Genomic DNA, 22,137 nt, shown 5'->3' on the forward strand with positions numbered 1-22,137 from the left:
GCGGCGTTCTCCATGTGATCAACGGCTGGAGAGCGCGCGCATCAGATCCAGGCGGATCAGGCGGGCCAAATCGGCTGCGGCACGATCTTCGCCATCCTGTTGGGCGGCAATGGCAGCATAGGGTTGGTCAGCCGAGGAATAGGTGGTTGTGGTGGTGCGCTCACCTGTTAAAGGCGTGCCACCGGAAACCGGAACCAGCTTCCATTTGGCCACGACTGTAAGTTGATAACGGGTTGCGGTGTCGTCGATGCGGCGACCTAAAGACAGACGCGATTGCTCGACCGCGGTTTCCAAGCGCCACTGTGGGGGCAGGGCAGCATTGCGCCCGAAAGCGTCTTCCAGCTGTTCTCTAAGGCGATAACCCAGACGGTCATCCGGTGTAGAGACGGCAATCTGCGAGAGCTGGCTGCCAATGGCACCTTCCCCCGTCTGGCCATAGATGGGCGTAAACCCGCAGGCCGACAGAAGGACTGCCGAGGCTGCAAGGACAGACAGGGGAAGGATGCGTTTCATCAGTTGGCTACCAGGTTCACAATGCGGTCCGGCACCACAATCACCTTGCGGACCGTCAGGTTGTTGGCCTCAAGATAGGCCTTAACGGTCGCATTGGCGAGCGCGGCGGCTTCGACATCGGCTTGAGCAGCACCACGAGGCATTTGAACCTCGCCACGACGCTTACCGCCGATCTGGACGGGCATAGTGACCTGATCGTCAGCGGCCAGTTTAGCATCAAACACAGGCCATTCGGCATCCAGAACCATGCCGTCCAGACCCAGACGGGTCCAGCCTTCTTCGGCCAGGTGCGGCGTGAACGGCGCGACCAGACGGGCCAGAACCGACAGGGCGGTCTTCTTGGCTTCGCCACCGGCCTTGGCGTGGTCTTTCAGCACACCGAGGAAGGCGTAGAGCTTGGCGATGGCGGAGTTGAAGCGGAAATGCTCCACGCCTTCGTTGACGGCCTTGATGGTCTTGTGGGTTTCGCGGATCAGGCTGGCATCGACATCGGCATTGGCCGGTGCGGCAGGATCAAAGCCCTCGAACTCGGTCCAGACGCGCTGGACGAACCGCGAGGCCCCCTCCACGCCACCGGCCGACCATTGAACGTCGCGCTCGGGCGGGCTGTCCGACAGTACGAACAGGCGACCGGCATCCACGCCATAGGTCTCGATGATGTCGACAGGGGCGACGACGTTTTTCTTCGATTTCGACATCTTTTCGACGTCGCCGATGGAGATCTCTGCACCAGTTGAGAGACGACGCGCAACGCGCTTGCCGTCAACATGCTCGATCTGCACGTCCGAAGGCTCTACCCAGCGCGGCTTGCCACTGTCTTCATGGCCGTCGAAATAGGTTTCGTGAACCACCATGCCTTGGGTGAACAGACCCGCAAACGGTTCTTTCACGTCCATCAGGCCGACATCCGATAGGGCGCGGGTAATGAAACGGGCATACAGCAGGTGCAGAACCGCGTGCTCGATGCCGCCGATATACTGGTCTACCGGCAACCATTTGGCCGCTGCTGCCCCATTGATCGGCGTGGTGGCTTTCGGGTCGGTAAAGCGGGCGAAATACCAGCTGGAGTCCACAAACGTATCCAGCGTATCCGTCTCGCGGCGGGCCGGCTTGGCGCAGGTCGGACAGTTGACATGTTTCCATGTCGGGTGGCGGTCCAGCGGGTTGCCCGGCACGTCAAAGGTGACGTCCTTGGGCAGTTCAACCGGCAGTTGGTCGGCAGGCACCGGAACCACGCCGCAGTCTTCACAGTGGATGACCGGGATCGGGCAGCCCCAATAGCGCTGGCGGCTGACGCCCCAGTCGCGCAGGCGATAGATGGTCGCGCCCTTGCCGGTGCCGGCGGCTTCGATCTTGGCGATCGCGGCGGCCTTGGCGTCTTCGATCTCCATGCCGTTCATAAAGTCGGAATTGAACAGCACGCCGGGGCCCGTATAGGCCTCGTCGGCAACTGTGAAGCTGTCATCCGCATCGGCGGGACGCACCACGGCCTTGACGGGCAGATTGTATTTACGGGCGAAATCCAGATCGCGCTGGTCGTGGGCCGGACAGGCGAAGATGGCGCCCGTGCCGTATTCCGACAGGATGAAGTTGGCGATCCAGACCGGCACTTCTTCGCCGGTGAACGGATGGACGGCCTTGAGGCCGGTGTCCCAGCCAATCTTCTCGGCCTGTTCGATCTCGGCTTGCGAGGCGCCGCCCTTGCGGCATTCGGCGACAAAATCAGCCACGCGCGGATCGGCGTCGGCTAGTTGTTTCGAGATCGCATGGTCTGGTGCCAGACCCAGGAAGGAGGCACCATAGAAGGTGTCCGGACGGGTGGTGTAGATTTCTACGCCGTCTTCAAAACCGGCAGGCGCGGTGCCGGCAAAGGCCCACTTCATCTGCAGGCCTTTGGAACGGCCGATCCAGTTTTCCTGCATCAGGCGCACCTTGTCCGGCCAACGGCCTTCAAGGTCTTTCAGACCGTCGATCAGGTCATCGGCATAGTCGGTGATCCGCAGGAACCACTGGGTCAGCTTGCGTTTCTCAACCAAGGCACCCGAACGCCACCCGCGTCCGTCGATCACCTGTTCATTGGCCAGAACGGTATTGTCGACCGGATCCCAGTTGACGGTGCCTTCTTTGCGGTAAACCAGACCGCGCTTGTACAGTTCGAGGAACCAGCCCTGTTGCTGACCATAATATTCCGGATCACAGGTCGCCAGTTCACGCGACCAGTCCAGCGACAGGCCCAACAGTTTCAACTGACCACGCATGGTGTCGATGTTCGAATAGGTCCAGTCGCCCGGATGGACACCACGCTCCATGGCGGCGTTTTCGGCAGGCATACCAAAGGCATCCCAGCCCATCGGATGCAGAACATCAAAGCCTTGCGCGCGCTTCCAGCGAGCAATGACGTCGCCCATCACATAGTTGCGGGCATGGCCCATATGGATGTTGCCCGACGGATAGGGGAACATCTCAAGGACATAGTATTTCGGGCGACCGGTATCCTCGTTGGAGACGGAAAAAGCATCAGCCTCGGCCCAGCGGGCCTGTTGGCGAGGTTCGGTGATTTTAGGCTCGTAGCGGGCCACGGCGTATCCTAGGCAATGCCTCAGGCGGGACGCGAGAGGCAGGCCTGAGGACTAGCAAAAAGTGAAAAGGGTGGAGGCGCGCAGCCCTTAGCGGGCTGCGTTGGTAAGGTTGAGCTGGCGGGCCTTGGTCAGGATGGCGTTTTCCAGATCGGTTTCGGTCTGGGCCGCAACAGGGGCCGAAACCCAGTTACCGGACGCATCTTTGACTTCCTTGGTCACAGCGACGTTCAGCGCATCGGCGCGCAGACGGCGGTCAAGGATGAAGACGGTGGCTTTGAAACGCTCGTTCGGCGTTTGCGGGTTGGTGTACCAGTCATAGTTCACAACACCGCCCCAAGGATCGGCGCTGGCCAGCGGCATGAAGGACAAGGTGTCCAGCGTCGCGCGCCACAGATAGGCATTCACGCCGATGCCCAGACGATCTTCGACCGTAGCGACCTTTTCGGACTTCTTGCCTACGAACGGCAGGCTGGAGCAACCGCTAACAAGTAGGCCGGTAGCGACCAGAGCGAGAGCGGCGCCGCGAACAAAAGCCATTCCAAGATCTCCAAAAAGGTCTCGATGATTAATTGAGGCTAAGGGCCACACGGATATCGACCGGGGCCAAAGCACTGGAAAGATGCTCTATAACACGCTGAAAAGGGGGTGTGACAAGCGCGGGTGATCGCTGTGCGATTTATATATGTCGCCGCACACCTTGAAACGCCCCCTCTATGATTAAGCGCCTGTGCCATCTGCACGGAATCCGTGACGGATGTGACACAGGTGGACGCGGACTTGGTCTGCAACCCCTTATTCGTGTCTGCATTGGCCAAGAGTCCGTTGACCACAGGTGGCAGCGGTGTCTAATCGACCCCATCTGTTCCTGTGGACAGATAGTTCGGGTTGCCCAACCGCATTTATCGGTACGGGCGTTTTTGGATGATGGTTTGATGCGCATCGGCGTAGCAGGTCTGGCAATCGCAGGCGCTCTGGCAATAGCCGGAATGTCGTCGGCGGCTCATGCCCAGTCGGCTTCGCGCGGTCAGGTCAATTTGGCCCAGGCCATGAACACCCCCGTTTCGACCGCAACCGAACGCGCCGCTACGGTTCAGCCGCAGCGCCGTGGTCTGCGTTTGCACGAAAATGGTCGCTGGGGTCTGAACCTCAACCTGAACCAGCCTGTCGGTCGCGAGACTGAATGGGGTGATGTCGAGGCCGGTGCCTATTACCGTCTCAGCCCGCGTCTGCGCGTGGGTGCCGCCGCACAACTGGCCACGCCGGAACGTGATCCGGCCCGCGCTCAGGAAACCGATCGCCGCACTCAACCGCGTGTGCGTCTGGAAACCATCTTTAAATTCTAATCAGCGGCCGAAGGCCCGCATAATGGATTCGACGCCTGCGATGCCGCAGGCGCGTGTGGTCAATAGCTGTGCCGCATTGGCCGGATGGATGCCGCCCAATCCGTAGGCAGGACAGGGCAGGGTGTCGATAATCTGCGAAAATAACTCAATTCCCAGATCGGGCTTGGCGCGCGAGGCTCCACCCGCCCTAAAGACGGGCGAGACGACAAAGGCATCCAGCCCCGTGGCGCTGCGTCCATCCAGCGGTCCATGCAGGGCACAGGTCAACAGCCAGTGCGGATACTGCTTCGCCAAGTGTTTGGCCCGCGCCATATCTATTTCCGGCAAATGCAGACCGTCGGCCTTGATGGTGGTAGCCAGCGTCTCGTCCTTGCCGACCAGCAGCTTAACCCCCGCACGATCACAGACGGCGCGTAGTTTCAAACCCGTCGCTTCGGCATCCGCGCGGGAAAAGGCGCGATAGACCACAGCACTGCCCTGCGGCAAGTTTTGCGCAATCTTCCATGGTTCGGGGGTACGATCAGGATCGGTAAAGAACAGTAGCGGCGGCAAAGCATGTCCGCGCGGGCTGACACCGCACGCCCGACGCGCTAGTGCGAGGGCGGTCCCCCAAAGGATGTCTGCGTCACCGGAGAAAGACATGAGCGTCACTAATCCTGCTTTTTCGGCGTCGTCCATCCTTGAAAATTTTACGGCTGTGCGCGGCCAGATCGAAACTACCTGTCATCAGGCCGGACGCGATCCATCTACGGTTACTCTGACGGCGGTTAGCAAGACACAAGCTCCGGAAGCCTTGGCCGCAGCCTTGAGTGCGGGCCAGCGCGTGTTTGGCGAAAACCGCGTGCAGGAGGCCTATCAGCACTGGGCGCATCAGCGCGGGGGTCTGGAACTGCGCCTGATCGGCCCGCTCCAGACCAATAAGGCGCTGGAGGCGGTCGAACTTTTCGATGTTATCGAGACGCTGGATCGCGAGAAACTGGCCAAGGCCTTGGCCGATGCCATGGCCAAGACCGGCACGTCTGTGCGGGTTCTGGTTCAGGTCAATACAGGAGCCGAGCCGCAAAAGGCCGGTGTGCTGCCCGCCGATGCCGATGACATGATTGCCATGGCGCGCGATACATACGGGCTGAATATCGAAGGGGTAATGTGTATTCCGCCCGTTGACCAAGACCCTGTTCCCCATTTCCGCATGCTGAAAACCATCGCCGATAGTAACGGGCTGAATGTGATCTCGATGGGGATGAGCGGCGACTTTGAAGCTGCAATTGCCTGCGGAGCCACCCATGTTCGTGTCGGTTCGGCACTGTTTGGGCAGAGAAACAGGTAAAAACAGCTGTAATAGGCGCTATTACTGTTGCCGCCTCTTGGCTTAGAGCGTTTGGGACGCCATTGTCTGATTATGCCGACGCCCAAGACGATCCTGATCATCGACGACGACGACGATCTGCGCGAAGCCCTCGCCGAGCAGCTCGCGATCCACGAAGAATTTCGCCCCGTTCAGGTTGCCAATGCCACGGACGGGATCAAGCAAGCGCGCGAATCTCGCGCTGATCTGATCCTGTTGGACGTAGACCTGCCGGATATGGATGGCCGTGAGGCCTGTCGTCTGATCCGCAAAGCCGGTGTTTCGACACCGGTGATTATGCTGACCGGACAGTCGTCGGATTCCGACGCCATTCTGGGGTTGGATTCCGGTGCCAATGACTATGTGACCAAGCCTTTCCGGTTTGCTGTCCTGCTGGCCCGTATCCGCGCCCATCTTCGCAGCCACGAACAGTCCGAGGACGCCGTCTTCCAGATCGGCCCCTACGAGTTCCGTCCGGCCTCCAAGATCATGGTCGACGCTTCGGGCAAGAAGGTGCGGTTGACCGAAAAAGAAACCAACATCCTCAAATACCTCTATCGCGCGGGCTCCAAGCCGGTATCGCGCGAAGAGCTGCTGACCGAGGTGTGGGGCTATAATGCGGGTGTGACGACGCACACGCTGGAAACCCACATCTATCGTCTGCGCCAGAAGATCGAGGCAGAGCCGGGTCAGGCCCGTCTGTTGCTGACCGATGCGGGCGGCTATCGCCTTCAGCCCTGATCGGCAGACACGTTATAAAAAAGCCCGCCTCCGATAAGGAAGCGGGCTTTTTTGATGCCTTAGCCGATAGGTTCTAGCCGATGCGGGGCGTTTTCAGACGGCGCTTATTGGCATGGGTTTCTGGTGCCGTGCCCAGTTCCTCGGGCACTTCGCCCTTGAAGTAATAACGTTGCCAAGCCTCTTTCACGGCTGCGGGGTCGTGATTGGCCAGACGGTTGTTAAAGTCTGTGCGGGCGCGGTTCCACGCGTCGAACTGGTCCCGCATCACCGGATTGGATTCCAGCGTGCGGATGACCGGCTGCATATCTTCCAGCTTGCGATGCTCGATCGGCAGGATGAAGCAGAACGGCTCACCCTTGGCGAACTTCACGCGCCCCGGACGGGTGAACATCCAGTTCATCGTGAAGGGGAAGGGCAGCCAGTCCGTCTCGACCACACCGGCCAGAGGCTGGATACCGTCCTTGATATGGTTGGGTGCGCCCTGTGCGATCAGACCCCAACCGGGCGGGGTGCGAAACAGGTATTGCGGGTGCATGGTGATGATCCCGCGCGAGAAGTGCGAGGTCACGAAATGCGCCAGATCCGGCACCGGATGGTCGGGCGTGATGGTGATGTCGGTCTGGGACGGGCCGCCATTCCATTCGGCGGTAAAGCCGAACGGGCACAGGATTTCCCATCCGGTGGTATTGGCCATGTTCAGCGGCAGACAGCGATAGGGGTGGCGCGCCGCAAAGGCGTCCATCCAGTCGCGCGACTGGCGACCCGGCACTAGATCGCACGGCCGCGCGTGCATCGGATAGCATTCCAGTTCCAAGTCTCGGCTCCACAGGCTATCGGTTGGTTCTATCATCTTCCCCTAACGGTGCTTCACCCTGCTCGACAAGGTCATGACTGACGTAACCGACGCTTTATCGCCCGACGCCCTGATCCAGACCGTGCCAGCATATGACCGGAACAGCCTTCTGGCCTATCTGGCACAGCACGAAATTGAACAGACCACCCACGACCATCCCGCCGTGTTCCGCGTGGAGGAGGGGCTGGAGCTCAAGGCCGACATGCCGGGGGCTCACACCAAGAACCTGTTCCTGAAAGACAAGAAGGGTCGTCTGTGGCTGATCTCGGCGGCACAGGACACGGTTATCGATCTGAAGCGCGCCCATAAGGTGTTGGGCTCGGACCGGCTGTCCTTCGGCAATGAGCAACTGATGTGGGAGTATCTGGGGGTGCGTCCGGGATCGGTGACGGCGCTGGGCTTGATCAACGACCCCGCCCACGATGTGACCTTTGTTCTGGACCGCGCCTTGTGGGAGGCCGACATCGTCAACTTCCACCCTCTGGTCAACACCGCGACAACAGCCTTGGCACAGGCGGATTTCCGGCGTTTTCTGGAAACGCTGCAAAGACCCGCTTTTGTAGTCGATTTCGAAGCGATGGAGCGTATCGTTTGACGCACGGGTCTTGAGTCTGGCCCGCATCAGAACCATCTGGTGAACTAATGTTTTTGTGTTTCGTGCTGGGAGCCGAAATTAATGAGCCTGTCTGACCCGTCCGCCAACCCGCCGTCCGATCTGATTGTTGATGGTACGGACGCCACCTTCATGCGCGATGTGGTCGAGGCCTCCAAGACCCAGCCTGTGATCGTCGACTTTTGGGCCACTTGGTGCGGCCCGTGCCGTACGCTTGGCCCGCTGCTGGAAAAGAACGTCCGCGCGGCCGGTGGTGCGGTCAAGATGGTCAAGATCGACGTGGATGCGAACCCGGCCTATGCGGGTCAGCTTCGCGTGCAGTCGATCCCGACCGTCTATGCTTTTGTGAACGGCCAGCCGGTTGACGGCTTCCAGGGCGCGGTGCCGGAAAGCCAGATCAAGGCCTTCATCGACCGCCTGACCGGCGGCAAGGGTGACAATCCCGATGTCGAGCAATTGCTGGCTCTGGGCGAGGAATCCCTGACTCTGGCCGATCTGGGCGGAGCCGCACAGGCCTTTGCCCAAGCCCTGACACTGGACCCGAAAAACGAAAAAGCCATTGCCGGTATGGCCAAGGTCTATCTGGCCGATGGCGATATGGAACAGGCGGCCCAGACCATCGACATGGCCCCTGTCGATTCCAAGGAGCCGTCGGTGCAGGCCGTGCGCGCCCAATTGAGCCTCGCCTCCAAGGCATCAGGAGCCAGTGCCGAGCTTCAAGCCAAGCTGGCGGCTAATCCCGCCGACCATCAGGCGCGGTTCGAACTGGCGCAGGATCTGGCAGCGAGCGGTAATTTTGCCGGTGCCGTCAATGAACTGCTGAACATTATCGAAGCCGACCGCGAGTGGAATGACCAAGCCGCCCGAAAGGAACTGCTGACGGTCTTTGATGCTGCGGGCACCATGAGCGATGTTTCCAAGGACGGTCGCCGCCGTCTGTCCTCGCTCTTGTTCGGATAGGATGGATTAAGGATGGCTCAGGGCTATGTCAGATCGTCGGACCTGCCACAGGTCATTCCGGTCTTTCCCTTGCCCGGAGTCATCCTGTTGTCCCGTGGTCAATTGCCGCTCAATATTTTCGAGCCGCGCTATCTGAATATGGTTGACGACGCCATGGCGGGTGATCGGATTGTCGGTATGATCCAGAGCATCGGCCCTGCCGGGGAACGGCCGCCTCTGATGCGTGTAGGCTGTGCGGGACGCATTACCAGCTTTGCCGAAACATCGGACGGTCGATACCTGATTACCCTGACGGGCATTTCGCGGTTTCGGATTGCAACCGAAATCCAGTCCAAGGCCCCTTATCGTCAAGTCAGGGCCGATTTTGCCGAATACGAGCACGATCTGGATGGGCCGGACCCGTATGAGAACTTTGACCGCGAGCGTTTTCTGGGCGCGCTACAACCCTATCTTGGGGTGCGTGGACTGGATATTGATTGGGACGCAGCCAAGGCGGCCCCGCCCGAAGCCCTGATTAACAGCCTGTCCATGGGCTTGCCGTTTGAAGCCGCCGAAAAACAGGCCCTGATCGAGGCGCGTTATCTGCATGAGCGCAACGAGGTGCTGACGGCCCTTCTTCGTATTGACGGTGCGGGAGCGCCTGATGAAGATATTCCGCCAAGCGTACAATAGTCCTGTCTTGGCTATAGGCGACCATAAGGCTAAAATCCGCTCATGAGCGATGATTTCAACACCCCCGTCACCGTGGACCCGCGTCTGCTGGAAGTCCTGATCTGTCCGGTTACGCGCGGGCGTCTGACCTATGATCGCGAACGCAACGAGCTGATTTCGCAAGGTGCAAAGCTGGCCTTCCCGATCCGCGAAGGCGTGCCGATCATGCTGGTCGAAGATGCACGCAGCCTAGAAGACTAGGCTGCATGTTTTTTTAGTTTCGCACAAAGGGCCGCCAGCTTTGCTGGCGGCCCTTTGCGGTTGGCGCTTCGCGCCGCGCTATCGCTCGGCCCGCGGGGGCTTGCTGCTTGAGCGCAAGGAACAGACGGGAACTGAAGCAGGGGGCGGTTGCTGACGCGCGGGCTTTCAGCCGCGCGATGCCAAGCGCGACGTTGAAAAGGGCCTGCTTCTAAAAAAATCCGCTCAAGTCGTGAGCGACCGCGTCGCGAACGTAGCGGCGAGCCGCCGTGCGGCTCGGAGGCTCAAAGAGCCTCACCTCTAAGAAGCCGCGGGAGGTCGCCGGTAGCACCGCCGGCTTCGTGCATGAAGGCACGGCGCAGCGGGCCTATGCGGTTCACGATGGCCATGCCGGTGTCGCGGGCAAACCGGACTGGGGGAATATCGTTGGAAAACAGGCGCACAAAGGCGTCAAAACCGGCAGATAGGACGGCCGTATCAAAGCGGCGCCAGCGGGCATAGCGTTCCAGTACCAGTTCCGAGCCGATGTCTTCGCCCAGACGCAGGGCTTCGGTCAGAACCTCGGCGAGAGCCGCGGCATCTTTCAGGCCCATATTCAGACCCTGACCGGCGACCGGATGCACACCGTGGGCGGCATCACCCATGATGGCGATACGCGGCGCGATCAGATTTTCAGCCAGTTGCAGGCTGAGGGGATAGACAAAGCGTGGCCCCACAACTTCGAGACTGTCGAGGAATTCGCCAAAGCGGCGGAAGAGATGCGCGTGGAACGCTTCGTTGGAACAGACTTTCAGCGCTTCGGCGCGGCGGGTACTTTCGGTCCAGACCAGAGACACCCGTTGTTCGGTCAGGGGCAGGATGGCGAAGGGACCATCCGGCAGGAAATATTCATGGGCCACATTGCCGTGATCCTTGCCCAGCTTGACGGTGCAGACCACGCCCGATTGTTTATAGGTCCAGCCCAGTGTCTGGATACCGGCCTCGCGGCGCACGGTCGATCCGCGCCCTTCGGCCCCCACAACCAGCGGGGCCTCTAGGGTGCGACCGTCATTCAGGGTCACGCGGGCATGGCCCGGCTGGACATCCACCTTTTTGACCGAGGCAGGGATTATCATCTCCACGCCTGCCTTGGGCAGAGCTTCGGCAAGAGCCTGACGGATACGGCGGTTTTCCAGCATATAGCCCAACGGCTCACCGCCATTGCGGTCGCCGATCTCGTCGGCATCAAAGCGGATAAAGGCCGGAGAGGGCGGACGGCTGGAGGCGCTGGGGCGCTGGCCGTCGGTCACCAGAATATGGTCCATCCGGCAGGCATGTGGCCTCAGGCTTTCGCCCAGACCCAATGCATCCAGCATCCGGAAGGTCGAATAGGCAATGGCGGTGGAGCGACCGTCAAAGTTTGGTGCAAGCTGGGTCTCGAAAGGCTGTGGATCCACCACGGCAACCTTGAGACCGCCCTGTGCCGCAGCCAGAGCAAAAGCGGCACCGGCAAGGCCGGCCCCCGCAATGATGATGTCGTAGTCAGAACCGCTCATGGCGTCTGTGTCGCCTCATTGCTGCGTCACGTCCAGCCCTGTGATCGACCTGATCGCGGTAAAGGTCAAACTTGGTCACGCAGGAGGCTGGTAAATAGGACATTAACCCTAGTCGGTCACAAGACAGTCTAGTCTTGCCGGAGGTCCGCCTTCATGTCCGCTGCCGCTTTCGTCCAACAGTCTCTCCATACCGTTCGCATTGTGTGGGCGGCTCCCTTTGCCGTGCGCGTCCGCGGGATCATTCAGGCGGTGCTTGCCGCACTGGTTCTGGTGGCGCTGGGTTCATGGAACCCGGCTGATCCCAGCTGGAACACAGCCTCTACACAGGCCGTGAAGAACTGGATGGGCGGCGGGGGCGCGGTGCTGTCCGATCTGCTGATGCAGTCATTGGGGCTGGGGGCGTGGCTGGCCGTGTTGCTGGTCGGAGCCTTTGGCGTGGGGGTAGCGCTCGGGGATTCTGTACCGCATCGTCTGCACCCCACGCGTTTAAAAATCTTTGCCGCGATTATAGGTGTATTGCTGGCCTCGGCAGCCTTTTCGGCTTTGGCGCAACCGGCGCACTGGCCGCTGGCGGCGGGTCTTGGCGGTATATGGGGCGATGGCATTATCGGCCTGACCGCGAATGGTTTGAGCGCCCTGCAAGTGCCGTTTGCACGGATTATTCTGGGTGTTCTGTTTGGCCTGCTGGCGCTGTGGAGCCTTGGCTATACAGTGGGGCTGCGCCTGATGGATTTCAGGGACACCGCTGGATGGGCCGCTGAAAAAGGCGCCAATGTCCGCGTTCCCGCGCGGGCGGTCAAACCGGCCCGCAAGGAAAAGGCTACCAAAGCCGCTGAGGCACGAAAACCCCGTCACCGTCTGCCGGAAATGGACGAGGCACCGCAAGCCGAGGGTCATGCGCCCATGGTCAGCCAGGCAGCGGCGCAAGCGGCGGCGGCTGCGGGTCTGTCTGCCCCCCAGCCGGTAAACGCCGCGCCACAATCTGATGATTACGGGGATGAGGCCGATGACCAGATGCCACCGCCTTGGGAAGATCCCGAGCCGGTGGCTCCGCCCTCGGCCAAACCTTCGCGCATGGCCGAACCCAAGGTTTCGGCGGTCAAGGCACCCAAGCCTGCCGTGGATGTCGACCAGCAGGCCTTCCGTTTCGAGAGCGAGAACGGGTTTGAGCTGCCGTCTCTGGGTATTCTGGCCAAGCCTGCCCAGCGCGGCGGCAATATCGACGAGGCGTCGCTGAAATCCAACGCCAAGATGCTGGAGGAAGTCCTTCAGGAGTTTGGCGTGCGCGGCACGATCGACCAGATCCGTCCGGGTCCGGTCGTCACCCTGTATGAACTGGTGCCTGCGCCGGGTGTGAAGCACGGGCGCGTGGTGGCACTGGCCGACGATATTGCCCGCTCCATGTCGGCTCAGGCCTGCCGTATCTCGGTGGTTCAGGGGCGCAATGCTATCGGTATCGAACTGCCCAATGCCAAGCGCCAGACAGTGTATCTGCGCGATCTGTTGGCGTCGGGCGAATACGACAAGAAGACCCATCTTCTACCGCTGGCACTGGGCGAGACCATCGGCGGTGAGCCTTACGTGGCCGACCTTGCTCGCATGCCCCACCTGCTGATCGCCGGTACGACGGGTTCGGGTAAGTCGGTGGGCGTCAACGCGATGATCCTGTCGATCCTGTATCGCTACAGTCCCGCCGACTGCCGTTTCATCATGATTGACCCCAAGATGCTGGAACTGTCGGTCTATGACGGTATCCCGCACCTGCTGGCGCCGGTTGTGACCGATCCGAAGAAGGCTGTGGTCGCGCTGAAATGGACCGTGCGCGAGATGGAAGACCGCTATCGCCGTATGTCCAAGCTCGGCGTGCGTAACGTGGCGGGCTATAACGAACGCGCCCGCGAAGCCCAGGAAAAGGGCGAGCATTTCGAACGCACCGTCCAGACCGGCTTCGACGAGCAGGGCCGTCCCGTCTACGAGTCCGAGAAGATCCGCCCCGAGCCCATGCCCTATCTGGTCGTGGTCATGGACGAGATGGCCGACCTGATGCTGGTCGCCGGCAAGGAAGTGGAAGGCGCCGTCCAGCGTCTGGCCCAAATGGCCCGTGCCGCCGGTATTCACCTGATCATGGCGACCCAGCGTCCATCGGTGGACGTTATCACCGGTACCATCAAGGCCAACTTCCCGACGCGTATCTCCTTCCAGGTGACGTCCAAGATTGACAGCCGCACCATTCTGGGCGAGCAGGGCGGCGAGCAGCTGCTGGGTCAGGGCGATATGCTCTATATGGCGGGCGGTGGACGCATCACCCGTCTGCATGGTCCGTTTGTCGGCGATCAGGAAGTGGACGAGGTGTGCAAACATCTGCGGGCACAGGCCGAGCCGGAATATCTGGACCTCATCACCGACGAGCCGGACGGTGACGGCGACAATGCCTTTGGTGATGAAGGCGGCGGTGGTTCGGGTGATGACCTGTATGACCGCGCCGTGGCTGTGGTCACGCGTGATCGCAAGGCCTCGACCTCCTATGTCCAGCGCCGTCTCCAGATCGGTTACAACCGTGCCGCAACCCTGATCGAGCGTATGGAGCAGGAAGGTGTCGTCACCCCCGCCAACCATGCAGGCAAGCGCGAGGTTCTGGCCGGTCCGCCGCCGATGGTTTGAGGCCATACAAGGCTTTGCGAACAGAACGCTGTATGGCAAAACGCGGACATGAAAACACTGACGGTCTTGGCGGTGCTCGGCACCTGCGTTCTGGTTTCGGCTTGCACGGATAGCAAACGTGCAAGCATGGAAACCAAGTTCAAGGATCAGCCTGCGGAAATCACCTGCTGGAGCTTTGGTACCGAGATATTCAACGGCAAGTCTACGGGCCGTGTAAGCCGTGATGACGGCGGTGCGGTGTTTGTGGATGCTGCCAATGGCCGACTGACTGCCATTAATGGCGAGTGCCGTATCGTCTATCTGCCCAAGTTGAATTGATCTCTGACCCCGCGATAAAGCGAAGTGGGAACAGCACATCTGTTTGCGGGTTTTGGAGTGACGCCCTTAACCCGCGAGCCACCCAGTTGTGCGCGTTAGGGCAAAAAGAACCCTGAACAAACCTTCATTCTGTCGCCGAAATATGGTCTGGCTTGCGTCACGAGGACGCCAAGCCGACGGGGCAGGGTGGGGGCCTCGATAATCCCGAACGGGAGACTATGACATGATGATTTCTCGACGCACCTTGGGTCTGGGCGCTGCTGTGGCCGTGGCTATGAGCGCCCTGCCGGCACTGGCACAGTCCAATCTGTCGGCAGATGACAGGGCGGTCCTGCAACAGGCCCAGACCTATCTGACCGGTCTGACGGCGGCACAGGGAACCTTCGTGGAGACCGGTCCGAACAACCAGCGCCGCGAAGGCCGTTTCTGGCTGTCGCGTCCGGGCAAGATGCGTTTCGAATATACCAGCCCCGCCGGTCTGTTGGTCGTGGCCGATGGTAATAACGTCAACCGCTATGATCCGCGTCTGAACAGCTTCCGTCAGGTGCCGCTGGCCCAGACCCCTTTGTCCACCTTCCTGGCGCGCAATGTGCGTCTGGATCAGGGCGTGCAGATCGACCGTGTAACGCGCATGGATTCGGGGGCCTATGCCATTACGGCCCGTGATGCCCGCCGCCCGAACGAAGGCTCGGTCATCCTCTCCTTTGCTGGTGGTCGTCTGCAAGAATGGACCATCACCGATGCCCAAGGCGCACGTACGCGTGTGCAATTGACGACCCTGCAACCGGTCTCGGGTCTGGCATCCAGCCTGTTCACCTTGCGTGATCCGACCCGTCGCCCGTCGCGCGACCGCTAAAGACAGACTGCATTCTATTCAAAGCGCCTGATGGAGACATCGGGCGCTTTTTTTATGTGCGTCTGCTAAGGCTGGGCCATGACCCTTCGCATCGTTACCTGGAATATCAACTCGGTCCGCCTGCGCATTGACCAAGTGGCGCGCTTTGTTGCCGAATACGCCCCTGACGTCCTGTGTTTGCAGGAAATCAAATGTCTGGAGGACCAGTTTCCCCGTCAGGCCTTTATCGATATGGGCCTGCCCTACATGATTATAGGGGGGCAAAAGGGCTGGCACGGCGTGGCGATTGCCAGTCGCTATCCGATCAGCGAGGCCCCGATCCTTGATGTATGCCGCGAAAAACACGCGCGTAACGTGGCGGTGATGGTCAAGGGCATCGAGATCCAGAACTTCTATATTCCGGCAGGCGGAGACATTCCCGACCGCGTGCTGAATCCGAAATTCGATCACAAGATGGATTTCTACGAGCGTCTGACCGCCGAGGCCAAACGCCGCGATCGTCAGGCCCCTCTGGTGCTGGCGGGCGATTTCAACATCGCGCCAGGCGAGTATGATGTCTGGAGCCACCGCCAGATGCTTAAAGTGGTCAGCCACACGCCGATTGAAATCGAAACGCTTTACCGCCTTCAGGATGCGGGCGGTTTTGCCGATGTGCTGCGTGACCAGCATCCCGAACCGATGAAGCTGGCCAGTTGGTGGAGCTATCGCGCCAAGGATTTCCGCGTCTCCAACCGTGGTCTGCGTCTGGACCATTTGTGGACTTCACCGGGCCTGACGCCCTCTGTGGTCAAGGGCAGTGCCCGCGTTCTCGATACGGTGCGCGAGTGGCCACAGCCTAGCGATCATGCGCCGGTGGTGATGGAACTGGACGTTTAAAAAGGCGACGCCCCGGCTGCGGATTGCAACCGGGGCGTTCAGTCCTCCGCAGGAGGGAGGCTTCGGGGAGAAGTCTTATTTGGTCGTCGGGCGGGTTACGCGCGGCGACAGATTGGCAATGACCTCGCGAGCATTGAAGGCATTGGCATCATTGTTCGGCTTTTCACCACGGCCCATCTTGATCTCGGCCGAGGCTTCGTAGCGGTCTACCTGACGGTAATCGATTTCATTACCCCATGACGGACCCCATGGGCTCCAGTAGCCACGGTGATAATAACGCCAGCGCGGACCCCAGAAGCCACCATAGGGCGAATAGAAGGGATCAGGTTGTGCGATCACGCGGCTGTCACGGTCGGTGGCGCGGTCTACAGTCTGGAACCAATCATAACCGTTCTCGACGGTCAGTTCCGCCGCACGCAACAGCAGCGACATCTCTACCTGCTCGCGCGAGGTGACCGAGTTACCGGCAAAGCTGACGCGATAGCGATCTTGTTCGAGGCGCTGCTCGGCATAACCGCCGCGTTGGCCATTAAGGCCCGCAGGCTGATAGGGCGTAGCCGTCGATGCACAGGCACCCAGTGCCAGCGCGCCCGTCACTGCTAGCAGGACTGGAGTTTTGCGAAGTGTCTTCATCGAACTCTCTCCTTGAACCCTCATAATGCATGCTTCCATCTGAACGGAGGGTGAACGATCCGGTTCCTAAAGCCGCGTTGCCATCAGTATGGCGGCCGTCAGTAACAAAACCCCTACACCAATTCCGAACAGGCGCTGAAAGCGCACCGAGGACATATGCCGCGCAAACGCGGCCCCACCTAGGCCGTATGCGCTCATAGAGATGGTGTCCAGCCCAAGCGTGGCGACAGCAAAGAGAGCCAGTTGTGGGACCGGCGGTCGATCAATGTCCAAAAACGGCGGTAGGACGGCGGTGAAGAACAATATCGCCTTGGGATTGGCGATCTGGACCATAAATCCTGACAGATAGGCATTTCGCGCCTTGTCGAGAACGGGCGTGTCCAGAGCTTTGTCCGCGGCCTTCATGGCTCCGCGAATGGCTGAAATGGCCATCCATACGACATAAAGAATGCCGCCATAGGAGATGATCCGGAACACCTCTGGAAAGGTCTTGACCAGAGCGCCCAATCCAAGGGCCGCCGCGCAATACCAGACAAAGGTGGCTGTGTTCATGCCCGACACCGCCATCAGCGCCGCAGCCTTGCCGCGCTGCATACCTGTCGCCACGGCAAACACATTGGCCGGGCCGGGCGTAAAGGCCATGACCAGCATAGTGCCCAAATAGGCCAGATACAGCTGTGGATCGACAGGAAGTGTGTGCATGATTGGGGCGTTTGGGCCGATCATCTGAAACGGTCAAGCCCGCCTCTGAGACAGAAGCGGGCTTGATAAGATTTGTTTTGAAAACGGATGCTATTTTGGGGCTTTGGCGTATTCTAGCGTAGCGGCGCGGATTTGTTCGGGCAGGGTGCGTAACATGGGCACAACCTGTTCGCGAACGCCTTGGTATTCCTGTTTCTGCGCGTCTGTCTCGGCACCGTCGATCGCTGTTGTGAAATAGGTATCCATCATATTGGCAAAGGCATCGATATCGCCCTTGTAGCGGGCGATGGTTGTGTCAATGCCCGCGCTCATGGCTTCGGGATTACCTGTATTGGCCGCAACCACCGCTTCCAGATCGGTTTTCATGGCTTCCATACGTTCTTTGAAGCGGACGGAGGCCTGTTCCATGTCCAGTTCTTCGCTTTGCTGTGCGGCCGTTTGGGCCGTAACGGGGGTGGCTATTACAGCCTGAACCGGAAGGGCAAGGCCGATCACAGCGGCGACCGACAGGATTAAACGCAAGGACATGGCAGCTCCGAAATTGACGCCGGTGGCGTAATGTCCTGCATAGTACAGAACGCTGTCATCCACACGAAACGCTTTTATTGCGGGTGATACCGGTGTGTATGCCGACATAGGCTGGACGCAAAAGCGATAGGGTGGTCAAGGATCATGGCTTTTAGGCATGGGGCGCAGATAATGCGCGGGGTCGCGCGGGGGCTGGCTCTCTCGGCTGTGGCATTGGTCCTGACGGGGGCGGGTCCCTCGCGAAACTATGCGACACAGGGGCAGTGCGGGGGCTATCCGGCCACCACTGTCGGGATGACGGATGGAGCCTGTATGGGGCTTGTCTGGCAGGGCCCGAAAGAGGGGGAGGGAAGTGAGGGGCCACGGATGCCCCGCGGTCTTCTGGCGCTGGACAACGGTGACTGGCTGGTCAGCGATCTGGGCGGTTGGGAAGCGGGCAAGGGCGGGCTGTGGCAACTATCCTTTGATCGCCAGCGCATCCCACAATGGCGCAAGCTGCTGTCGGGTCTGTCGATGCCCCATACGATTGCGCGCGGACCGGACGGGCGGATCTATGTGTCGGAGATGAACCGTATCCTGACGCTGGACATTGGCGCGGCCGATCCCGCCAGCACGCTGCGCACGGTCATAGGCGGCCTGCCCGACAACCGATTGCACGATAACCGCCATCCGTTGTCCAGCTTTGTGTTTGATACGAATGGCGACCTGCTGGTCAATGTTGGTGCCCCCAGCGACCGTTGTCTGGATGCACGGGGCAGGGGGCGCACCGATACGCGCGGCCGCTGTGTCGAGGAGGTGCAGACTGGTCAGGTGCGCCGCCATGCCTATCAGGGCCATGGCCGCTGGGCCGAGGACAGCACCGTTTTTGCCTCGGGCCTTCGGAACTCGATAGCTCTGGTGCGGCACAGTTCCGGCACCATCCTGCAGGCCGAAAATTCGGTGGACCTGAACGATCCGGCCCATCCGTTTGAGGAGGTCAATGTGCTGCGCCAAGGGGGCCATTATGGTTGGCCCTATTGCGTGGACATGCAGACCCCTCTGCCGGGCTGGAGCGCAACCCAAAGCCGGTGCAGCCAGCGTGATAAGCCGGTGGCTCTGATGCCGCCGCATGCGGCACCGCTGGACATGGTCTATTATGCGGGGGCGATGTTCCCCGAATGGCGCGGGCGGCTTTTGATGACATGGCACGGTTATCGCCGTACGGGAGGACGCATCATGGCCGTCGAGGTCAATGAGGCGGGTGTGCCCTTGACGGATATTAATGGCTACTACGCCATCTATCCGCGCGGGGCGCTGCGCTACCCGGCCAATACGCCCAGTGTGCGGGGCAAGATCATTACCCCGCGCTGGGACAATGTCGCAGGCCAGCATCCGCGCGGCACACCGGTGGGTATGGCGGTGGCGGCTGATGGCTCTATCTGGGTGACTGATGACAAAAGCCGGGCAATCCTGAGGATTGCCCGGCCTTGAGATTCGACACTGAAAAGTGAGGATCAGCCTTCGCGGTTATTGCGCTTGGCCAGTACCCGCAGGCGCAGGGCGTTCAGCTTGATGAAGCCTTCTGCATCCTTGTGATCATAGGCCTGCACGCCCTCTTCGAACGTCACCAGATCCTGATCGTACAGGCTGTAGGGGCTTTCGCGACCGATGACGGTGGTGTTGCCCTTATAGAGCTTGACCGTGACCGTGCCGGTAACCTTTTCCTGCGACTTGTCGACGGCGGCCTGAAGCATTTCGCGCTCGGGCGAGAACCAGAAGCCATTATAGACGAGGTGTGCGTATTTGACCGCCAGCTCGTCCTTCAAGTGCATGGCGCCGCCGTCCAGCGTAATGGACTCAATACCACGGTGGGCGGCCAGCAGGATGGTGCCACCCGGTGTTTCATAGACACCGCGCGACTTCATGCCGACGAAACGGTTCTCTACGAGGTCCAGACGACCGATGCCGTTGTCATGGCCATACTTGTTCAGGGCCGCCAGCAGGGTTGCCGGGGACATAGCCTCGCCATTGATCGAAACGGCGTCGCCCTTTTCAAAACCGATGGTGATGACGGTCGGGGTATCCGGCGCGGCTTCTGGCGACAGGGTGCGCTGGTGGACGAACTCGGGCGCTTCGACCGCCGGGTCTTCCAGAACCTTACCTTCGGATGAAGAGTGCAGCAGGTTGGCATCGACCGAGAACGGGGCCTCGCCGCGCTTGTCCTTGGAAATGGGGATCTGATGCTTTTCAGCAAAGGCCAGCAGGGCCTCGCGTGAGCGGAACTCCCACTCGCGCCACGGAGCGATGACGCGGATGTCCGGCTCCAGCGCGTAATAGCCCAGCTCGAAACGAACCTGGTCGTTACCCTTGCCGGTGGCACCATGACAGACGGCGTCGGCACCCAGTTGGCGGGCGATTTCGATCTGGCGCTTGGAAATCAGCGGACGAGCGATCGAAGTGCCCAGCAGGTACTGGCCTTCATAGAGGGCATTGGCGCGGAACATCGGGAAGACGAAGTCGCGCACGAACTCTTCGCGCAGGTCGTCGATGAAGATGTTTTCCGGCTTGATGCCGAGCTTCAGAGCTTTTTCCTTGGCCGGAGCCAGTTCTTCGCCCTGACCCAGGTCAGCGGTGAAGGTGATGACTTCGGCACCGTATTCGGTCTGAAGCCATTTCAGGATGATCGAGGTGTCGAGACCGCCCGAATAGGCGAGGACGACTTTTTTCGGAGCAGGGAGGCTCATCGTCGGCAAATCCTTGAATCTGGAAAGCCCCTACGGGCAGGTTTGCCGCGCTTAAAGGACCTAGCGCCCCCTGATGCAAGCGTATGTTTTCGCAAGGGGGATAAAAAAGAGGGTGCAGAGGCATAAACCTCCGCACCCTCTGTGAATTTCGAAGAAATCAGACTTTAGGCGACCAGCGCTTTCAGCTTGTCGACCAGATCGGTTTTCTCCCACGAGAAACCGCCATCGGCATCGGCTTCACGACCAAAGTGGCCGTATTTGGCGGTGCGCTCATAGATGGGCTTGTTCAGGCCCAGATGCTGGCGGATCGAACGCGGGGTAGCGCCACCGATCAGGCCCAGCAGTTCCTTTTCAAGGACAGCCGGATCGATCTTGCCGGTGTTATGCAGATCAACGTGGATTGACTGCGGCTTGGCCACTCCGATGGCATAGGACAGCTGGATGGTGCAGCGGTCGGCAAGACCGGCCGCGACCACGTTCTTGGCCAGATAGCGCGCGGCATAGGCTGCCGAACGGTCAACCTTGGTCGGATCTTTACCCGAGAAGGCACCGCCGCCATGCGGGGCTGCGCCACCATAGGTGTCGACGATGATCTTACGACCGGTCAGGCCGGTATCACCATCGGGACCGCCGATTTCAAAAATGCCGGTCGGGTTGATGTGCCAGACCGTCTCGTCGGTGATGAAACCCGCGGGCAGGACGCTTTCGACGACGGGGCGTACAATGGCGGCCACTTCGTCTTTTTTGCCCTTGGCGTGCTGGGTCGAGACGACGATCGAGGTCGCGCGTACCGGCTTGGCGTTTTCATAGTGCAGGGTCACCTGCGCCTTGGCATCCGGTTCAAGGATAGAGCCGCCCGCGTGACGGATTTCCGAAAGCTTTTTCAGGATGTTGTGGCTGTAGGCGAGGGTGGCTGGCATCAGTTCCGGCGTCTCGTTCGAGGCATAGCCGAACATGATGCCCTGGTCGCCTGCGCCTTCATCCTTGTCGTCGGTGGAATCGACGCCCACAGCGATGTCAGCCGACTGGCCGTGCAGGTTGTTCTGGAAGGTGAATTCCTTCCAGTGGAAGCCGTCCTGCTCGTAGCCGATTTCCTTGACGACGCGGCGGACCGTGTCTTCGATTTCCTGCTCGATATTGCCGACCCAGCCGTTGTTTTCCCAGATGCCCTTGCCGCGAATTTCACCGGCCAGAACCACCAGTTGTGTGGTGGTCAGGGTTTCACAGGCCACACGGGCCTCTGGGTCCTTGGACAGGAACAGGTCGACGATAGCGTCCGAAATCTGGTCTGCCACCTTGTCGGGGTGACCTTCGGAAACGCTTTCGGACGTGAACTGGAATGCAGTACGGGCCACGGATCGGCTCCTGAGAATTAAGATGCGCCTAGACATATAAAGATATGCTTATATGTGCAAGCCATCACCGACCCGAGACTCTTTAGCTATTCTC

General features: G+C 60.2%; 23 protein-coding genes. 12 read left to right on the plus strand and 11 right to left on the minus strand.

The genetic code is table 11. From position 1 onward, the window contains the following. Positions 1-18: 18 nt before the first annotated feature. The 3 genes from lptE to WEU32_RS00885 form a co-directional block, all read right to left on the minus strand. On the minus strand, positions 19-513 hold the full coding sequence (lptE, locus tag WEU32_RS00875; protein ID WP_406852540.1) for an LPS assembly lipoprotein LptE: 495 nt from the start codon (positions 511-513) through the stop codon (positions 19-21). Then, entirely contained in the window at positions 513-3,092 is a 2,580-nt protein-coding gene (leuS, locus tag WEU32_RS00880; protein WP_406852541.1) for a leucine--tRNA ligase, read from the minus strand. Before leuS ends, lptE begins: the two co-directional genes overlap by 1 nt. Positions 3,093-3,179: 87 nt before the next feature. Continuing rightward, positions 3,180-3,629, minus strand: coding sequence for a DUF3576 domain-containing protein (locus tag WEU32_RS00885; RefSeq protein WP_312138748.1), 450 nt, complete (start codon positions 3,627-3,629; stop codon positions 3,180-3,182). 395 nt (positions 3,630-4,024) lie between these two features. Between WEU32_RS00885 and WEU32_RS00890 the strand changes: the two genes are divergently transcribed. Then, a complete protein-coding gene (locus tag WEU32_RS00890; protein WP_312138750.1) occupies positions 4,025-4,435 on the plus strand; it encodes an NtrZ family periplasmic regulatory protein in 411 nt (136 codons plus the stop codon). Here the strand turns inward: WEU32_RS00890 and WEU32_RS00895 are convergent, their stop codons facing one another. Beyond that, positions 4,436-5,077, minus strand: coding sequence for a thiamine phosphate synthase (locus WEU32_RS00895; protein ID WP_406852542.1), 642 nt, complete (start codon positions 5,075-5,077; stop codon positions 4,436-4,438). On the opposite strand from WEU32_RS00895, the gene WEU32_RS00900 reads away from it, so the two are divergent. Both WEU32_RS00900 and WEU32_RS00905 read left to right on the plus strand, forming a co-directional pair. Next, a complete protein-coding gene (locus WEU32_RS00900) occupies positions 5,076-5,762 on the plus strand; it encodes a YggS family pyridoxal phosphate-dependent enzyme (protein ID WP_406852544.1) in 687 nt (228 codons plus the stop codon). The genes WEU32_RS00895 and WEU32_RS00900 overlap by 2 nt on opposite strands. A gap of 72 nt (positions 5,763-5,834) precedes the next feature. Continuing rightward, complete coding sequence (locus WEU32_RS00905) at positions 5,835-6,521, plus strand: response regulator transcription factor (RefSeq protein WP_167175591.1); 687 nt, start codon at positions 5,835-5,837, stop codon at positions 6,519-6,521. Positions 6,522-6,594: 73 nt separating this feature from the next. On the opposite strand, the gene WEU32_RS00910 is transcribed toward WEU32_RS00905, so the two are convergent. Further along, positions 6,595-7,335 (minus strand): DUF6065 family protein, encoded by a 741-nt coding sequence (locus WEU32_RS00910; protein WP_406853469.1) that lies wholly within the window; start codon positions 7,333-7,335, stop codon positions 6,595-6,597. Positions 7,336-7,408: 73 nt separating this feature from the next. Here WEU32_RS00910 and WEU32_RS00915 point away from each other — a divergent pair, with 73 nt between their 5' ends. The 4 genes from WEU32_RS00915 (at position 7,409) to WEU32_RS00930 (ending at position 9,859) form a co-directional block, all read left to right on the plus strand. Further along, positions 7,409-7,969: a prolyl-tRNA synthetase associated domain-containing protein gene (locus WEU32_RS00915; RefSeq protein ID WP_406852545.1), complete on the plus strand. Its 561-nt coding sequence runs from the start codon at positions 7,409-7,411 to the stop codon at positions 7,967-7,969. A gap of 81 nt (positions 7,970-8,050) precedes the next feature. Beyond that, positions 8,051-8,947, plus strand: a complete 897-nt coding sequence (locus tag WEU32_RS00920; protein ID WP_312814823.1) for a co-chaperone YbbN — start codon at positions 8,051-8,053, stop codon at positions 8,945-8,947. Positions 8,948-8,959: 12 nt separating this feature from the next. Next, entirely contained in the window at positions 8,960-9,619 is a 660-nt protein-coding gene (locus WEU32_RS00925; RefSeq protein WP_406852546.1) for an LON peptidase substrate-binding domain-containing protein, read from the plus strand. A 42-nt stretch (positions 9,620-9,661) separates the two neighbouring features. Beyond that, positions 9,662-9,859: a Trm112 family protein gene (locus tag WEU32_RS00930; protein ID WP_292052762.1), complete on the plus strand. Its 198-nt coding sequence runs from the start codon at positions 9,662-9,664 to the stop codon at positions 9,857-9,859. A gap of 281 nt (positions 9,860-10,140) precedes the next feature. Here the strand turns inward: WEU32_RS00930 and WEU32_RS00935 are convergent, their stop codons facing one another. Further along, positions 10,141-11,391, minus strand: a complete 1,251-nt coding sequence (locus WEU32_RS00935; protein WP_406852547.1) for a UbiH/UbiF/VisC/COQ6 family ubiquinone biosynthesis hydroxylase — start codon at positions 11,389-11,391, stop codon at positions 10,141-10,143. 153 nt (positions 11,392-11,544) lie between these two features. On the opposite strand from WEU32_RS00935, the gene WEU32_RS00940 reads away from it, so the two are divergent. The 4 genes from WEU32_RS00940 (at position 11,545) to WEU32_RS00955 (ending at position 16,102) form a co-directional block, all read left to right on the plus strand. Next, entirely contained in the window at positions 11,545-14,052 is a 2,508-nt protein-coding gene (locus WEU32_RS00940; RefSeq protein ID WP_406852548.1) for a DNA translocase FtsK 4TM domain-containing protein, read from the plus strand. Positions 14,053-14,100: 48 nt separating this feature from the next. Continuing rightward, positions 14,101-14,370, plus strand: a complete 270-nt coding sequence (locus WEU32_RS00945) for a hypothetical protein (protein ID WP_312138771.1) — start codon at positions 14,101-14,103, stop codon at positions 14,368-14,370. A 223-nt stretch (positions 14,371-14,593) separates the two neighbouring features. Next, entirely contained in the window at positions 14,594-15,226 is a 633-nt protein-coding gene (locus WEU32_RS00950) for a LolA family protein (protein ID WP_406852549.1), read from the plus strand. A 78-nt stretch (positions 15,227-15,304) separates the two neighbouring features. Continuing rightward, positions 15,305-16,102, plus strand: coding sequence for an exodeoxyribonuclease III (locus WEU32_RS00955; RefSeq protein WP_312138775.1), 798 nt, complete (start codon positions 15,305-15,307; stop codon positions 16,100-16,102). A gap of 75 nt (positions 16,103-16,177) precedes the next feature. On the opposite strand, the gene WEU32_RS00960 is transcribed toward WEU32_RS00955, so the two are convergent. From WEU32_RS00960 to WEU32_RS00970, 3 genes are all read right to left on the minus strand, one after another. Further along, the gene (locus WEU32_RS00960; protein ID WP_406852550.1) at positions 16,178-16,735 is read right to left on the minus strand and encodes a CC0125/CC1285 family lipoprotein; all 558 of its coding nucleotides are present in this window, start codon (positions 16,733-16,735) and stop codon (positions 16,178-16,180) included. 66 nt (positions 16,736-16,801) lie between these two features. Then, on the minus strand, positions 16,802-17,437 hold the full coding sequence (locus tag WEU32_RS00965) for a LysE family translocator (protein WP_406852551.1): 636 nt from the start codon (positions 17,435-17,437) through the stop codon (positions 16,802-16,804). 90 nt (positions 17,438-17,527) lie between these two features. After that, on the minus strand, positions 17,528-18,028 hold the full coding sequence (locus WEU32_RS00970; RefSeq protein WP_406852552.1) for a hypothetical protein: 501 nt from the start codon (positions 18,026-18,028) through the stop codon (positions 17,528-17,530). A 108-nt stretch (positions 18,029-18,136) separates the two neighbouring features. On the opposite strand from WEU32_RS00970, the gene WEU32_RS00975 reads away from it, so the two are divergent. Next, positions 18,137-19,435 (plus strand): PQQ-dependent sugar dehydrogenase, encoded by a 1,299-nt coding sequence (locus WEU32_RS00975; protein ID WP_406852553.1) that lies wholly within the window; start codon positions 18,137-18,139, stop codon positions 19,433-19,435. 23 nt (positions 19,436-19,458) lie between these two features. Here the strand turns inward: WEU32_RS00975 and WEU32_RS00980 are convergent, their stop codons facing one another. Both WEU32_RS00980 and metK read right to left on the minus strand, forming a co-directional pair. Continuing rightward, positions 19,459-20,688 (minus strand): argininosuccinate synthase, encoded by a 1,230-nt coding sequence (locus tag WEU32_RS00980; RefSeq protein WP_312138784.1) that lies wholly within the window; start codon positions 20,686-20,688, stop codon positions 19,459-19,461. A 164-nt stretch (positions 20,689-20,852) separates the two neighbouring features. After that, entirely contained in the window at positions 20,853-22,043 is a 1,191-nt protein-coding gene (gene metK / locus WEU32_RS00985) for a methionine adenosyltransferase (protein ID WP_406852554.1), read from the minus strand. Between the last annotated feature and the right edge of the window lie 94 nt (positions 22,044-22,137).

This window comes from Brevundimonas sp. BH3, assembly GCF_045345115.1.
In the GTDB taxonomy this organism is placed as follows: domain Bacteria; phylum Pseudomonadota; class Alphaproteobacteria; order Caulobacterales; family Caulobacteraceae; genus Brevundimonas.